At 62.6% G+C, this 15231-nt stretch carries 11 protein-coding genes and 1 pseudogene; 9 read left to right on the forward strand and 3 right to left on the reverse strand.

Annotated elements, in window-relative coordinates; translation table 11 throughout:
* Positions 1 to 73 precede the first annotated feature (73 nt).
* Positions 74 to 1312, forward strand: a complete 1239-nt coding sequence (locus E3O25_RS06095) for a hypothetical protein (protein WP_198410961.1) — start codon at positions 74 to 76, stop codon at positions 1310 to 1312.
* 70 nt (positions 1313 to 1382) lie between these two features.
* Here the strand turns inward: E3O25_RS06095 and E3O25_RS06100 are convergent, their stop codons facing one another.
* Positions 1383 to 2699 (reverse strand): histidine kinase, encoded by a 1317-nt coding sequence (locus tag E3O25_RS06100; RefSeq protein ID WP_092111259.1) that lies wholly within the window; start codon positions 2697 to 2699, stop codon positions 1383 to 1385.
* 145 nt (positions 2700 to 2844) lie between these two features.
* On the opposite strand from E3O25_RS06100, the gene E3O25_RS06105 reads away from it, so the two are divergent.
* The gene (locus E3O25_RS06105; protein ID WP_092111261.1) at positions 2845 to 4635 is read left to right on the forward strand and encodes an NAD(P)/FAD-dependent oxidoreductase; all 1791 of its coding nucleotides are present in this window, start codon (positions 2845 to 2847) and stop codon (positions 4633 to 4635) included.
* Between the two features lie 68 nt (positions 4636 to 4703).
* On the opposite strand, the gene E3O25_RS06110 is transcribed toward E3O25_RS06105, so the two are convergent.
* Positions 4704 to 5327, reverse strand: coding sequence for a LysE family transporter (locus E3O25_RS06110; protein WP_092111286.1), 624 nt, complete (start codon positions 5325 to 5327; stop codon positions 4704 to 4706).
* A gap of 73 nt (positions 5328 to 5400) precedes the next feature.
* On the reverse strand, positions 5401 to 6225 hold the full coding sequence (locus tag E3O25_RS06115) for a hypothetical protein (protein ID WP_092111263.1): 825 nt from the start codon (positions 6223 to 6225) through the stop codon (positions 5401 to 5403).
* A gap of 196 nt (positions 6226 to 6421) precedes the next feature.
* Between E3O25_RS06115 and E3O25_RS17425 the strand changes: the two are divergent.
* The 7 genes and pseudogenes from E3O25_RS17425 (at position 6422) to E3O25_RS17430 (ending at position 15204) form a co-directional block, all read left to right on the forward strand.
* Positions 6422 to 7387: pseudogene (locus tag E3O25_RS17425) on the forward strand (TIGR03557 family F420-dependent LLM class oxidoreductase).
* Positions 7388 to 7945: 558 nt separating this feature from the next.
* A complete protein-coding gene (locus E3O25_RS06125) occupies positions 7946 to 9532 on the forward strand; it encodes an HNH endonuclease signature motif containing protein (protein ID WP_134360730.1) in 1587 nt (528 codons plus the stop codon).
* 156 nt (positions 9533 to 9688) lie between these two features.
* A complete protein-coding gene (locus tag E3O25_RS06130; RefSeq protein WP_134360731.1) occupies positions 9689 to 10309 on the forward strand; it encodes a uracil-DNA glycosylase in 621 nt (206 codons plus the stop codon).
* A 215-nt stretch (positions 10310 to 10524) separates the two neighbouring features.
* Entirely contained in the window at positions 10525 to 11340 is an 816-nt protein-coding gene (locus E3O25_RS06135) for a nuclease-related domain-containing protein (protein WP_134360732.1), read from the forward strand.
* An 85-nt stretch (positions 11341 to 11425) separates the two neighbouring features.
* Complete coding sequence (locus tag E3O25_RS06140; protein WP_134360733.1) at positions 11426 to 11824, forward strand: (deoxy)nucleoside triphosphate pyrophosphohydrolase; 399 nt, start codon at positions 11426 to 11428, stop codon at positions 11822 to 11824.
* Positions 11821 to 14718 (forward strand): DUF3427 domain-containing protein, encoded by a 2898-nt coding sequence (locus E3O25_RS06145; protein WP_166805987.1) that lies wholly within the window; start codon positions 11821 to 11823, stop codon positions 14716 to 14718. Before E3O25_RS06140 ends, E3O25_RS06145 begins: the two co-directional genes overlap by 4 nt.
* Positions 14719 to 14886: 168 nt before the next feature.
* A complete protein-coding gene (locus tag E3O25_RS17430; protein WP_241988515.1) occupies positions 14887 to 15204 on the forward strand; it encodes a 3'-5' exonuclease in 318 nt (105 codons plus the stop codon).
* The last annotated feature ends 27 nt before the right edge of the window (positions 15205 to 15231 follow it).

The raw sequence follows: 15231 nt of genomic DNA on the forward strand, positions 1-15231 counted from the left end.
ACCCGCAGCCTACGCCGAGGCAACTGAGGACCTTCGGCACTACAACGAGCTTAGGAGGATGAGTTGACTGGAAGTGTTCCTCATCTCCGCACCGAAGGTAACCATGCTGCGCACCACCAGACCGCACCGGGCACGAAAAGTTCTTCTCATCACGACTGCTTCGGTCGTTGGTGTCGTCACTCTCGCCTTGGGCGTCGTGCTCACGGTTGGCGGCATCTTCGTACCGGCCACCTATCTGCAACCGTGGGCGGCGTCATACTCCGCCCAGTTCGAAGACGCACGCCTGAAGGTCGCCTCCCAGGCACTACTCGCGCCGAGCGGGCACAACATGCAGCCGTGGACAATCACACTCGACGCGGCTGACTCCGACGTTCTCTACCTGTTCGCCGACCCGACGCGGCTCTCTCCTGCTGTCGATCCGCTCGCTCGCCAGCTTCTGGTCTCGCAGGGCACGTTTCTCGAGTATCTGAGCGTCTCCGCGGCCCACCTTGGCTATGCGGCCACGTTCGACCTCTTTCCCAACGGTGAATACGACGAGACCGACCTCGAGGCCTCGATGAGCGCCCTGCCGGTTGCCCGAATCACGCTGGCAGCCGACGCGCAAGCCGTCGCACCCGACTTTGACGCGCTCTTCCTGTCGGACACGAACCGCGCACCGTACACCGACGCCCCGCTGACGGCCACCCAGACCGACCAGCTCACCGCACTCAGCCGGGACGGCGCCACTCTGCAGGTGCTATCCGCAGAACAGGACCGCGCCGCACTGGCCGCGTTCGGCGTTGAGGGGACCTTGATCGAGACTGAATTCGCCGCAGCGACCGCCGAAAGCGCCACAGTATTCCACTCGACCGAGGGTGCCAAGAACGACGCGCGCTCCGGCTTCGCCGTTGAAGGTCAGGGCACGAGCGGATTCATGAAGTACCTCCTGCAGGGGCTCATCACCATCGTTCCCTCGCTGAACGGTGAGGAGGCCGGTGCAAAAAGTGCCATCGCTATGACCCAGGCGGGCGTGGACCACACCGCCGCGTACGGTCTCATCAGCACCGCAGGCAACACCCGCACCGAGCAGGTGCAGGCCGGAATGCTCTTTGCACAGTTTTCATTGAGAGCCCGCAGCCTCGGCCTGGTGATGCAGCCGCTCAGCCAGGTACTGCAGGAATACCCCACCATGGCGGTGCCCTACCAGGCCATCCATGAGCAATACGCGCCCCACGGCGAAACCATCCAAATGCTCGTGCGCGTGGGCACTCCGACCGTCGAGTACCCCACGTCGATGCGCCGCGACGCGACGGACCTCGTGCACATTCCCTAAAGCGGATGCCGTCCGCCCTGAACGCCCGCAGCAGGTACTGACGTAAGAGTCGAGCGCCTACTCCGAAGCTCTAGCAGCCGAGCTCCTGGTCGATGCGGCGGAGGCGGGCCGACGATGCCAGGTACCCGGCATCGTCGAAACCCGCCAGGCGCCCAAGCCCTTTCACCGCCTCGCGGTCATCGCTCCCCATCTCGGTCGCGCACCAGCGGCGCAACAACGCAACGTTCACACTGGCGCGAACGGATGCCCCCACCGCGTTCGTCAGCTCGGCGCGCAGCGGTTCGATTGCCGGACAGGTCGATCGACCCAGCAATGGGGCGGTGTAGGCCGCGAGGGCGGCAGCCACCTGCCCGTCGCGCACCAGACGCAGTACCCGCGCCACGTCCGTCGATCCTCGCAGAGCCGGCGCGAGGCGATACGGCGCGGATTCCAGCGCATTCCCGAGCACCTGCCGAATACGGTGCATCTCAATGCGGATAGCCGCGGCAGAGCCGGTTTCCCCATGCACGGCGTAGGCGAGTTCATCGGCGCTCCAGCCGCGATCCCGAGACTCCAGCAGAGCCAGAATCTCTGCGCGGCGCAGTGACAGCGGCGTTCGACGACCGTCGGCGGCGAGCACCGCAGGGTGCTCACCGAGTAGCTCCAACGACACCGGAGCCGAATCGGTGACCGCGGGTTCGCCGGCCGCAGGACGGGCCCCCCGCGGCGGTTCTCGTCGGGCCGCACGCAGCAACTCTTCGGCGAGCCGCACCCCGCACTTGACCATGCGCATGCTGTCGGCCGTGACCGTGTTGAGTGGCCCGGACACGTTGAGAATTCCGATCAGCGCGCCACTATCCGGGTCCCGAATGGGCGATGCCGTGCACGCCCAGGTGTGGTGCGAGCGCACGAGGTGTTCGGCCGAGAACAACTGTGCTGCGCGCCCGCTCAGCACTACTTCGCTGATCGCGTTCGTGCCGACGCCGGCCTCGGACCAGTCGGCGCCCTCCACGAACTCCAGCCCGTCGGCCTGTCGCAACGCAACGCGGCTGCCGACCCGCCACAGCACTTCACCGTTCGCGTCGGTGAGCACGAGCAGATGCTGTCCGTCCGAGCTTTCATCGGCCAGAAGCTCGCTGAGCGCAGGCATCACACCCTCCAGCGCGTGTCCGCGACGCAGCATGACAACGTCGGACACCTCGTGTAGATGCCGGGGAAGGTGCTGGTCGGGGTTGATGCCGGCAGCCAGGGAACGCTGCCAGGACTCCCACACCTGGGTGGTGAGCGCGAGCGGTTGCGCACCGGCCAGGGTGAGGTCATGGGCGGTCCGCAGCATCCGCTCATAGTCGTGCGGGGACGAAAAGCGCAGGTCAGCGGCGGTAACGACAGCATTCGGCTCGTCGAGCATGCGCTGTCTCCTCCATTGGATGCGACGATCATGCCGAGCAGAAACACCGGGTGTAACGCCTGTGTAACCCCTTCGGCCGTGTACTTGAACATACAGGTCGCGTCCGACAACGGGGTGACCTTCCGCTGGCTCACAAAGGAGTGACATGCCCGACTCACCAAGCACCGTGGTCGAAAACTGGCTCGCCCGGTTCGACACGGCCTTGCAAGATCGCGATATCGACGGCGCCCTGGCGCTGTTCGCCGACGACTGCTACTGGCGCGATTTCGTGTCGTTCACCTGGAATCTGAAAACCCTCGAGGGCAAGGCTGATATAGAACGGATGCTCGCCGCCACCCTCGACGAGGTGCGCCCGCACAGCTGGGCGCTCGCCGAACCGGCGACCGGAGCGGCGGGCGCGGTCGAAGCGTGGGTGACCTTTGAAACCGGCCAGGCCCGCGGCTACGCACACCTGCGCCTGAACGATGGCCTGTGCTACACCCTGCTCACCACGATGCAGGAGCTCAAGGGCTTCGAAGAGAAGAAGGGCCGAAACAGGGAGCAGGGCGTCTCCCACGAGATCGCCAAGGGGCGAGAGTCGTGGCTCGAGAAGAAGACCGCGCAGGAGGCGCGGCTGGGCTACGAAGAGCAGCCCTACTGTGTGATCGTGGGCGGCGGACAGGGCGGTATTGGCCTGGCTGCGCGCATGCGCCGCCTCGGCGTTCCCACGATCGTGATCGAGAAGAATGCCAGGGCGGGGGATTCGTGGCGCAATCGCTACAAGTCGCTGCACCTGCATGACCCGGTGTGGTACGACCACCTGCCCTACCTGAAGTTTCCCGAGGACTGGCCCGTGTTCGCTTCGAAAGACAAGATCGGCGACTGGCTCGAGCATTACACGAGCATCATGGAGCTCAACTATTGGTCGAGTACCGAATGCACGAAGGCTACCTTCGACGAGCAAGCTCAGGAGTGGGTGGTGCAGGTCGTGCGAGACGGCACGCCGGTCACCCTGCGACCCAAGCAGCTGGTTTTTGCCCTTGGTGTCTCGGGTTACCCCAACACTCCCGTCTTTGCCGGCGCCGAGTCTTTTCACGGTGAACAGCACCATTCCTCGAAGCACCCCGGCGGGGGCGACTACACCGGCAAGAAGGCCGTCGTGATCGGGTCGAATAACTCGGCCCACGACATCTGCGCCGACCTGTGGGAGCACGGCGCCGACGTCACCATGGTGCAGCGCTCCTCGACGCACATCTCGCGCAGTGACTCGCTCATGGACCTCGCGCTCGGTGGGCTCTACTCTGAGCAGGCGCTGGCAAACGGGGTGACCACCGAGAAGGCCGACCTGCTCTTCGCGTCGCTGCCCTACCGAATTCTTCCGTCCGCGCAGATTCCGGTCTTCCAGCAGATGGCCGAGCGTGATGCCGACTTCTACGCCAAGCTCAGCGATGTCGGGTTCGATCTGGATTTTGGAACGGATGGCTCGGGTCTGTTCCTGAAATATCTGCGCCGCGGATCGGGCTATTACATTGACGTGGGTGCCTCGCAGCTGCTGATCGACGGTCGGGTCGCCGTGAAATCCGGTCAGCTCGATCGCATAACTGCGCACTCCGTCGTACTCGCCGACGGCACCGAGCTTGACGCGGACCTGATTGTGTACGCCACGGGATACGGCTCGATGAACGGATGGCTGGCCGACCTGGTCTCGCCGGAGGTCGCCGACCAGGTAGGCCGGTGCTGGGGCTACGGTTCCGACACCCCGAAGGATCCCGGACCGTGGGAGGGGGAGCTGCGCAATATGTGGAAGCCCACGAACGTTCCCCAATTGTGGATTCACGGCGGCAACCTGCACCAGAGCCGGCACTATTCGAACTACCTCGCGTTGCAGATCAAGGCGCGCATGGAGGGGCTCGACACTCCGGTGTACGAACTACAGGAGTCGCACTACACCCGCTGAGTCGGGCTTCCCGCAACTGCCCGCGTGTCCGGTCTGCCGGTCGCGCGGGCAGCACTGCGTCTGATGCCTCAGTGCACCAGCGCCAGTAACAGCGCCACGGATATGAACAGCAGGCCGAAAGTGCGGTTGAGAATCAGCTGCCCGCGGGCCGTATTCGTGAAGCGCTGAAATGACCGTGCCGCCACCGCGAAGAAGAACCACATCACCACCACGTCGATCAGCATCACCGTCACGGTCAGCACCAGGTACTGGGGGAGCAGCGGTTGGTCCGGCCGAATGAACTGCGGCATGAACGCGAGAAAGAACACGAGCGCCTTGGGGTTGAGCAGGTTCACCCACAGGCCGCGGCGAAACATCGACCACGCCGGCTCCCGCGCCACGGCTGCCGTCACGTCCCGCGTCGGGTCGGGTTTCTGCAGCAGCAAGCGGATGCCCAGAAACACCAGGTAGGCCGCACCGGCATAGCGGATCACGTTGAACAGCGCGGGAGAGCCGGCGACAAGCACCCCGACGCCAAGCGCCACCACGAGAATGTGCACGACGAGGGCGGCCTGCTGCCCGAGAATTCCCCAGATTGAACGACGAAACCCGCTGTTCAGCGAATTATTCATGGTGTTGATCGCACCAGCGCCGGGGGTGAAGCTGATCAGAACGCCGGCACCCACGAGGGCCAGCCACAGGGAAAGTTGCACATGCCAGCGTAGCGTGGGCGCCATCGTGCCGATGGCGCCCAACTCCGGCTGGCTGCCGAATCGTTGGTACTACTTATTCGCGGCCAAACAGGTTGCCGAGTGCCGAAAGGCCAGGGATCTCGAAGTTCGATCCCAGATCTTTCACCTGCTCGCCCAGTCCGGTCGCGTACTCGCCCGCGCCGTCGGTGACGCCCTGGGTGACTCCCTCGAGACCGCCGGTGAGGTTCTCAACATCGACGCCCTGGGTGATGCCTTCGAGACCGCCGGTGAGGCTCTCAAAATCGACGCCGAGTCCGGCCGCCTGTTCCAGAAGGGGCCCGGCCACAGTGCTGAGCACTGCGCCACCGGCCACGGCGGCGAGCAGCCCGCCGGCGCCGAGCCCGACAGCGGCAACACCCGCTCCGGCCAGGGCGCCGCCGACTCCGCGGCCGGACGGCTTCGCAAACAGCTTCTTCAGGAAGCCCGGGTTCTGGGCTTCACCGCGGGTGGCCGACCGGGCCAGGTCGTCCGGGCTGGCCGATGCCGGGTATTCGTTAGCGGGCAGCTCGGCGCGCAGCTGCGCGTTGACCTCATCGCGCTGCACCGGCGTGAGGCGCGCGAATGCATCGCGGTGCACCTGCTCGAGCTGCTGGGGCTGCGCGGTCTGCAGTAGGTAGTCGTAGCGGGCGATGGCCGCACGGTCTTGCGCGCTGACCGCCGGCGCCGCCTTCGCAGCAGCGACGGGAGCGGCGCTTCTCTGCGCGTTGTTCGCCGCGGGTCGGCTGTCTCCGGTGACCTTGTCGGCTGCGGTGCGCACCATTTCGCGCCAATCGGTCTTGCCTGGCCCGCCGGAGGACGGCTGCCCCTTCTTGTCGAGGGCTTTGGATGCCATGCTCAGAATGCGCTGGAGGTTGCTCATTGGGGGCCCTTCGGTTTGGCTGGGCTTCTATTGTGCCTAGCCGTACCTGAGCAAAGCCTCCCAGCGCCCTGTCGTCGGCGACGAGCTTCAGCGGGAATTTCTCCGTGATCTCGTCAACCGCACGCGCATTATCTCGACGTGCTGCCCGATGTTTAACGGCCTTGCCGCAGCTCGCCGACCTGCATATTGTTCGGGAATGAGAATCGGATACAAGCTGATCGCCGAGAGCTTCGGGCCGCAGGAACTCGTACGCCAGGCTGCGCGCGCCGAACAGGTCGGATTTGATTTTGTAGAGATGAGTGATCACTTTCATCCCTGGGTCGAAGCCCAGGGGCACTCACCGTTCGTCTGGAATGTGCTGAGCGCGATCGCGGCGAAGACCACGACACTCGAAATCGCCACCGGTGTCACCTGCCCGAGCGTGCGGTACCACCCGGCGATCATCGCCCAGGCCGCCGCCACGCTCGCGCTGCTCTCCGACGGTCGATTCACCCTCGGCGTCGGATCGGGTGAACGGCTCAACGAGCACATCGTCGGTCGTGGATTCCCCGGCGTGCACGAGCGTCACGCCATGTTCGACGAGGCACTCGACATCATCCGGCTGCTCTAAAAGGGCGGCTAGCAAAACTACGACGGTCGCTACCTCAAGCTCGAAGACGCCCGAATCTTCGACCTGCCCGACACAGCGCCAACCATGACCGTGGCCGTGAGTGGACCAAGCTCCGTCGAGCTGGCGGTCAAACACGGCGATGGCCTCTTCGCGGTGGAGCCGAAGCGTGAGCTGGTCGACGGCTATCGTGCTGCCAGCGGCACCGGGCCGCTGTTCTGCGAGGCTCCCCTCGCTTGGGCCCGCACCGAAGAGGCAGCCGTGACGGCGGCCCACACGACGAACGCTTGGTCGGTCACCGGCTGGAAGGTCATGGCTGAATTGCCCAACCCGGTCAATTTCGAAGCCGCAGCCGGCACGGTACGTGAGCAAGACATCCGCGAGCAGTTCGCCTGCGGCCCCGACGTGGAACGGCACCTCGAGGTGATCGGGCAGTTCACGGATGCCGGCTTCGACCACGTTGCCCTCATGAATGCCGGGCCTGACCAAGCTGGCTTCTTCGACTTCTTCGAGCGCACGCTCCGGCCGCGGCTGGTGTCGGCGAGCAGCCGATGACGGGCCGTCGAGCGGTCTTGTTCGACAACCGCAAACTGGCTAGCCAAACGGATGCCCGCCTGCTGACGACCGCCTAGTGACCGCACTACCGAATGGCAATCAGGCACTCCCGATTTCCTTTCAGGTCGTTGTGAACTTTGAGAAAAGTGGCCCGCTCCGGACCGAGGGGCAACGCTCACTGGTCTCGTAAAAGGAACTGTCCGTGCGAATTCAGTTTCGCATGGAGATCTCAATAGATGTGAGAATCGCTCGACTTCAGGGGCGGGACTTGGTACACTTGTTCTATGAGCCAGAGCGGCGACACCCCCAAGCGAGGCCCGGTCGATCCGTTCTTCGCTTGTCACGGCTATCCACCTTCCACACCTGCGGAGCGCGTCGAGTTCGAGGCGTTCTGGGCACAGTGCCAGGCCGACTGGCGCGTCGAAATTGCCGAGGGGCTCGGTCAGTTCGCTCTGTACGACGCCCTCGAAGACGTCGACGGAGCCCTTCGGCACCGACCCCTTCCTAGCAGACCTTGTCGGTCCGGAATGTGTCGGCCCGGAGTCCTGTCGCCGTGAGATGCCTGATGGCCCGCCCATTCCGGCCGGCCTGGACCTGACCGAGGTGTTCGCCGCCGTGCCGCCCGCGGGCTTGTTCGATGATGACCTGCGGGAGGAGTTCCTCTACGCCGAGTACCTGCGCACGGAGCACGACAGTGACGACGAACCGGGCCCGCCGCTTCCGGCCGACGGCAGTCCGGCCAACGGCAGTCTGGCCGACGGCAGTCCGGCCAATGGCAGTCTGGCCGATGGCAGCCTGGCCGATGACTTGAGTCCGTTCCAGCGGCATCAGGCGCAGTTCGTTGACCGGGTGCTCTTCTTCGAGAAGATCATCGGCTGGGCGCAGGCGAGCAAGGCTGAGGTTCTCACCGAGGCGTGGGACTACACGACTAACACTGCCGAAACCGGCCGGCCCCTGTCCGGGCCGGGCCACGAGCACGACTGGGATGCGACCTTCGCCGCGCAGCAGGGCCTCGTGGCGGAGATGGCGTGCGCGCTGCGCATCCCGGGCGGTACCGCGTCCGGGCTGCTGCAGGAGAGCCGCCAACTAGTGGTGGAGCGGCCCGATACTCTTACCGCACTCCGCACCGGAGAGATCTCCCTGCGCCACGCCCGCCGGGTGCTCGACCAGCTCGGTTCCGTGCCCCGGCCCGCTCGCGCCGAATTGGAGGCGGTGCTGCTGCCGCACGCCAAGCGCCTCACGCCAACGCAGTTCGAGGGCAAGGCCCGCAAATTGCGGGAACGGTTCCACCCCGACAGCATCACCGTGCGCCGCGCCAAGTGCCTGTCCGATCGCAAGGTGCTGTTCTTCCCCGATAACGACGGCATGGCCACGCTGTGGCTGCGTGCTGCCGGCGACGACCTCCAGGCCGTCTACACCCGCGTCACCGACGCCGCCATCAGCCTGCAAGGCCCCGACGAACCCCGCACCCTCAGCCAGTTACGCGCTGATGTGGCCGTTGACCTGCTTCAGCAGGGCGTCACCGGCAGCGGCCTCGGCGCCGGGCTCACCGCGAACGTCAACATCACCGTGCCGGTGCTCACCCTGATGGGTAAGAGTGAAGAGCCCGGCGAACTCGAAGGCTACGGGCCGATCGACCCCGAAACCGCCCGCAAGCTGGCCGGCACCGCGACGAGCTTCCTGCGCGTCCTGACCCACCCACACACCGGCATCGTCCTCGACGTCAGTGCCGAACCCTTCCGCGTACCCGCCGCACTAAAGAAATACCTCCGCCTGCGCGACGGAAGCTGCCGCTTCCCCGGCTGCAACCGCTCCGCCGGCCACAGCGACCTCGACCACACCATCGACAAACAATTCGGCGGCCCCACCACCGCCACCAACCTCCACTTCCTCTCCCCAGCCCACCACAACCTCAAACACTTCAGTGAATGGAAGGTTGTCGCCGACCCTGACGGCACCCTCCACTGGACCAGCCCCGCCGGCAAGCACTACGCCACCGACCCCGCCACCCGAATCAGCCCCCGCCTACAACAAACCGCGCCAGCACCACCTCCGCCGACCGCACCGGCACCACCCCCGCCCAACTTGTGGACATCCGTCTGGAACACCGACAATTCCGGAGACCCTGACCCCCAACCGTTCTAGGGTCCTTCTCCTCCGAGCGCATTCGCTCTACACCTTCGACCGCAAACTGGCCACCCAAACGGATGCTCGCCTGCTGAAAGCGGGCCAGCAACCCGCGACAAAGAAGCGTCCCACGGGAATCCTCGACAACCGCGGCAACCCGGGTACGGTCGCCCCATGAGCCGACGCATGAGAGACGAGAACTATCGCGCAGACCAGTGGCAGCACCGCTACGATCCGCACATCAAACCGATCAATGATTACATCGACGAGATCCGCACGGCCGAACTCTGGGTTCCCTACGTCGCACCCGCCCACGGCGGCATAAACGCTCGCGTGCTCTCAGTGCTGCGCGATCCGGGCCCGGCCACGCGAAAAGACGTTGGCAGCGGGTTCATCAGCGTCGAAAACGATGACCCCACCGCCGAACGGCAGTGCAATCGTTTCGAGTCCGTCGGCCTGTCCGCGTACGACATCCTGCCGTGGAACGCCTATCCCTGGTACATCAACCGAGCACCCAAGGCGACCGAGCTGGAGGCTGGCGTCGACACCATCCTCGAAATGCTCCGCCTGGCCCCAGCAGTTCAGGTCGTGCTGCTGCAAGGCGGTGACGCCCGCAGATCCTGGCGCCGGGTGCTGCGGCGCTCGCCGAATCTCACCGAAAATCGCGAACTTACGGTCATCCCGACCTACCACCCCGGCATTCAGGCGCTCTGGCACAGAGACCCAGCAGAGCGCATCCGCCGCGTAAATCATCAAACAGATGCCTACCGGCAGCTCGCCGCGATTTTGGCCTAGCCTCGCTGTTGAGCGGCAGACGGGCACGAGGCCATCGGAATGTAAACCGGCGTCGCCGGCGAGTACGACGGAACGACCGATCCTTCAACTGGTGCGAGTTCGCGTGGCGCCGGCTGCGAGCGTTCCGCCCACGCGGTTCCGTTCCACCAGCGAAGGTGTTCTCCGCCACTGGAGTAAAATGTCATGCTGAATCGAAATAAACATGTGGGGGATACATGACAACACAGGCACCGGGCATGAAAGACCAGATCGCGGCCCAATCGGTCATCGAAGAGTTGCTCCGCCGACAGCAGGCGGTTCCGCCGCGCTCTAATTTCGCTCGGTTCTTGGGACACTCTCCGCTCGCCGCCGACAGCGTCGCCTGGTATCGCGGTGCCCAGGGCGAGATCGAGGTCGGCCGCATTCTCAGTCGCCTCCCGCTCGAGTGGCGTGTCTTCCACGCCCTCCCCATTGGCAAAGCCGGCGCCGACATCGACCACCTCGTTCTCGGCCCAGGCGGAATCTTCACCATCAACACCAAGCACCACCGCGGCAAGAAGATCTGGATCGCCGAACGCTCATTCCTCGTGAATGGCCAGAAGCAGCCTTACCTGCGCAACTCCAAATTCGAAGCCACTCGCGTAACCAAAATGCTTCAAGAGCGGATGCCTCAGCTCCCGCCCGCGCAGGCCGTGATTGCGCTGGTCAGCCCCGCGCAGATCACGATCAAGAAGCGGCCCGAGGAAGTGCGGGTGTTGAATGCAAACGACTTGCGGCCTTGGCTTCTGAAGCGGTCAGTCGCCCTCGCCGAGGCCGAACTAGTCCAGCTTGCAGCGATAGTTGACGCGCCAGCCACGTGGAAGTCGCCTACCTACCCACCGAGCCCGAACTTGATGGCGGAATTCGCTGTGATTGACGGCGCAGTGAGGACCGCGCGGGTGCGACGAGTCTCGTGGACCCTGCTGACTTTCGCGACAGTGGCGACACTCATGGTGTTCGTGGGCTTGCCCCTCTATAGCAAGTTTGTCGGGGGAATCATCGGCGCTTTTTGAAGCCGCGGCGGCGGCTTTCATCGTCAGTGAACCCCGCTGGCTAAGCTGGCGTAACGGATTGACGGCTAGGCATCGGAGTTCACCTGTGAAAAAGAGAATCAATGTTGTCGGTGCCGTACTCACGCGCGGCCAGACAATTCTCGCAGCACGTCGTAGTTCGACAATGTCGCTGCCCGATATGTGGGAATTTCCCGGGGGCAAGATTGAGGCGAACGAATCACCTGAGCAAGCTTTACTTCGCGAACTCGACGAAGAATTGCTGTGCTCGGCGGAGATCGGCGCGCTTGTCGAAACTACTGAGCACGAGTACGACTTTGGGATCGTTGTCCTAACCACCTACTACTGCTCTCTCATTGGCGAAGAGCCCCGGCTCACGGAGCACTCAGAAATTCGGTGGGTTCAGGCCACAGAGCTGGACCAGCTCGATTGGGCGCCTGCTGATATTCCTGCAGTCGTGAGGGTAATGAAAGACTTTCGCGAGTGAGCGCAACCAGCCGTCAGCTGACCTTCGATAACAACTTTGGATTTCTGAGCTCTCAAGTCAAGGCCGATCAGGTCTTCAACCCGACGCTCGTATCGAATTCCGACGGAAACACGATGCTCCGAGCCATTCGTGAGGAATTAAAGCGCTCGCGTCGTTTCGTGTTTTCGGTCGCCTTCGTCACACCCAGCGCGATAGCCCTGCTCAAGCAGGCAATTATAGACTTTCCAGGCACGGGCACGATCATCACCTCCACATACTTGGGGTTCAACTCGCCTGCGGCTTTTCGGGAACTCCTCAATCTCGACGGCGTCAACGTTTTAGTGCATCCAGATTCATCTTTTGGCTTTCACGCCAAGGGATACATCTTTGAGCAGGAGGCGAGTACCACGGCGATCGTGGGCAGTTCGAACCTTACGGATCGCGCGCTCCTGAACAATCACGAGTGGAATCTGCGCTTTTCGGCGCTTCCTGACGGGGACATAGTGCAGCAGCTTAATCGTGCTGCGCAGGTTCACATTGATGCGTCCATTCCGCTTAGTGAAAACTGGATTGACGAGTACGAGCTGACGTGGACGGCACCCGTAAGCAAATCTTCACCCGGAATTGGCCTGATTGAGCCGGAAACTGGTTTGCCCCTCAGCGGCGTGATTCTGCCCAACGCCATGCAGGTCGAGGCGCTTGCTGAGATCGCGGCGCTGCGAGACGCCGGGGAAAAGCGCGCAGTCGTCATTTCTGCAACCGGCACTGGAAAGACGATCTTGTCGGCGCTCGACGTGCGCGCATACGCACCGAAACGGATGCTGTTCATAGTGCACCGCGAGCAGATTTTGGATCGTGCGATATATGAATTCAAGCGAGTCCTAGGTGCCCCGGACAGTGATTTTGGCAAGTTTGTGGGAGCGAAGCGAGAGCTTGCCAGTCGATATGTTTTCGCCTCGATCCAATCACTCTCCCGGCCAGATAATCTCGCGGCGATCGAACCCGATGCTTTTGACTACGTTCTGATCGATGAGGTTCACCGAGCCGGCGCTACGAGCTACAGAAGGGTGATTGACCACCTCGAACCGGCGTTCTTGCTCGGTATGACAGCGACGCCGGAGCGAACCGACGATTTCAACGTTTTCGAGCTTTTCGACTTCAATGTGCCGTACGAAATCCGATTGCAGAAGGCGCTGGAAACCGACATGCTGGCACCGTTTCACTACTACGGTGTAACCGACTACATCAAAGACGGCGAGGTCATCGACCAGCTCGCGGATCTTGGTCGGCTGGTCGCCACTGAGCGTGTCGATCACCTCTTGGACACGATCGAAAAATACGGACACGCGGGCGCACCGGTACGGGGGCTCATCTTTTGCAGCAGAAACGATGAGGCGGCTGAGCTTTCGGCACTTCTCAACCGTCGCAAAGTTCATGGTCGACAGCTTCGAACTCGGGCACTCAGCGGGTCCGACTCGGTCGACGAACGCGAGTTTGCTGTGCAAATGCTCGAGCGGGGAGAGCTTGACTATATAGTCACTGTTGACATTTTTAATGAGGGGATCGACATTCCTTCAGTCAATCAAGTCATTATGCTACGTCAGACACAATCAAGTATCGTGTTCACCCAACAGCTCGGACGGGGACTTCGCAAAGCTGCGGGCAAAGACCACCTGGTAGTTATCGACTTCATAGGCAACTACGACAATAACTATCTCATTCCCATCGCGCTCTTCGGAGACAGCAGCCTCAGTAAGGATTCGATCCGCAAAAAGATCATCGACGCGCAAGAGGCCGGTGCCATAGCCGGCCTTTCCAGCGTAAACTTTGACGCGATCGCAAGAGAGCGAATTTTTTCATCCCTTGCAACTACGACTCTCGACAGCATGTCGAACCTTAAGAAGTCGTTCCTAGAGTTGAAGAATCGCCTAGGGCGACCGCCTCTCCTAACCGACTTTGCCCGCTTCGATCTGGTTGATCCCACCGTCATTGCAACAAAACAAAAGAATTATTGGCGCTTTCTCAATAAGGTCGGTGCAATTGATGCTCGGCCTGGCGCGTATGAAGACGCCATTCTAACTTTTCTCTCGGGCGAGCTACTCAACGGCAAGAGACCGCACGAGCTCCTTCTGCTCAAGGAGCTTTTGTCGAGCGGTAAGGGCCTGGGTCGTCCGGACTTCAAGCGATTGCTTGAGAAAAATTCACTAGCAAGTGATCCAGCGACTCTCACATCCGTGCTGGGTGTGCTGAGCCTTGATTTCTTCACCGCAGCAGAAGCTGCAAAATACGGCGACGCACCAACCGTCGCTCTTCGTGATGGCGAATACGCCGTCAGCGAGAAGCTCGTCGATGCCTGGAACGCCGATCCCATGTTCCAAGAACACGTCAACGATGTCCTAGAGGCGGGGCTGTATGTCGCACGCCATAGACACAACTGGACAGGACGCCTGGAGGTTGGCCAGCGTTATTCCCGCAAAGACGCTTGCCGTCTGCTGAATTGGAAGTCGAACGAACAAAGTACGATTTATGGCTACAAGGTCGATTTCGTCTCAAACACATGCCCCATATTTGTCACATACCACAAGGGGTCCGAAGTGTCCGACAGCACTAATTATGGCGACGAGTTCCTCAACGCCTCGACGATGACTTGGTTCACGCGAAGCCGGCGCACGCTCGCCAGTGGTGAAGTGAAGGCCATTGTTGAGAACAGCCTTCCCCTCCATGTTTTTGCCAAAAAAGATGACGCAGAAGGAACCGATTTCTACTACCTCGGCCGAGCAACTTCTCAGGATGCCCGTCAGACAAAGATGTCGGGTGACGGTGGCCACGACGTTGTTTCAATGACTCTGGGTCTCGCTACTCCCATTGAATCGAGTCTCTACGAATACTTCGCATCTCGCGCGCTCAAGGAATAGCGAGCCTCGCGGCAGCCCATCGGTGCCGATCGTGAAGCAGGTCGTCGGGTACCGCAAACCCTTCACGCCGTACCGCCGCAACCGCTGACGCCCTCGTTCGTGGGCCGCGCCCGCGTCGACCCTCTCGCTACAGTCAAAGGACCACCTCGTTCTTAGTTCAGGAGCACCATGCCCGGTTTCGCCGTCATCGACTTCGAAACCACCGGACTCTTCGCGGGCGGCAGTCACCGGGTCATCGAGGTTGCCGTCGCGCATGTCAGCGCCCACGGGCAGATCGAAGGCCAGTGGGAAACGCTCATCAACCCCGGGCGTGATCTTGGGCGCCAGAATATCCATCGTGTGCGTGCCGCCGATGTGATGCACGCGCCTACCTTCGCCGAAGTCGCGCCTCAGCTTGTGGCACTGCTCGACGGCCGCGTCATTGTGGCGCACAACGCCGCCTCCGACATCCGTTTTCTCCTGGCCGAACTCGCCCGCGCCGGCTAACCGATTACCGAACCGGCGATCAGCCTC

The sequence above is a fragment of the Cryobacterium sp. TMT1-3 genome (assembly GCF_004402315.1).
GTDB classification, from domain to species: Bacteria; Actinomycetota; Actinomycetes; order Actinomycetales; family Microbacteriaceae; genus Cryobacterium; species Cryobacterium luteum.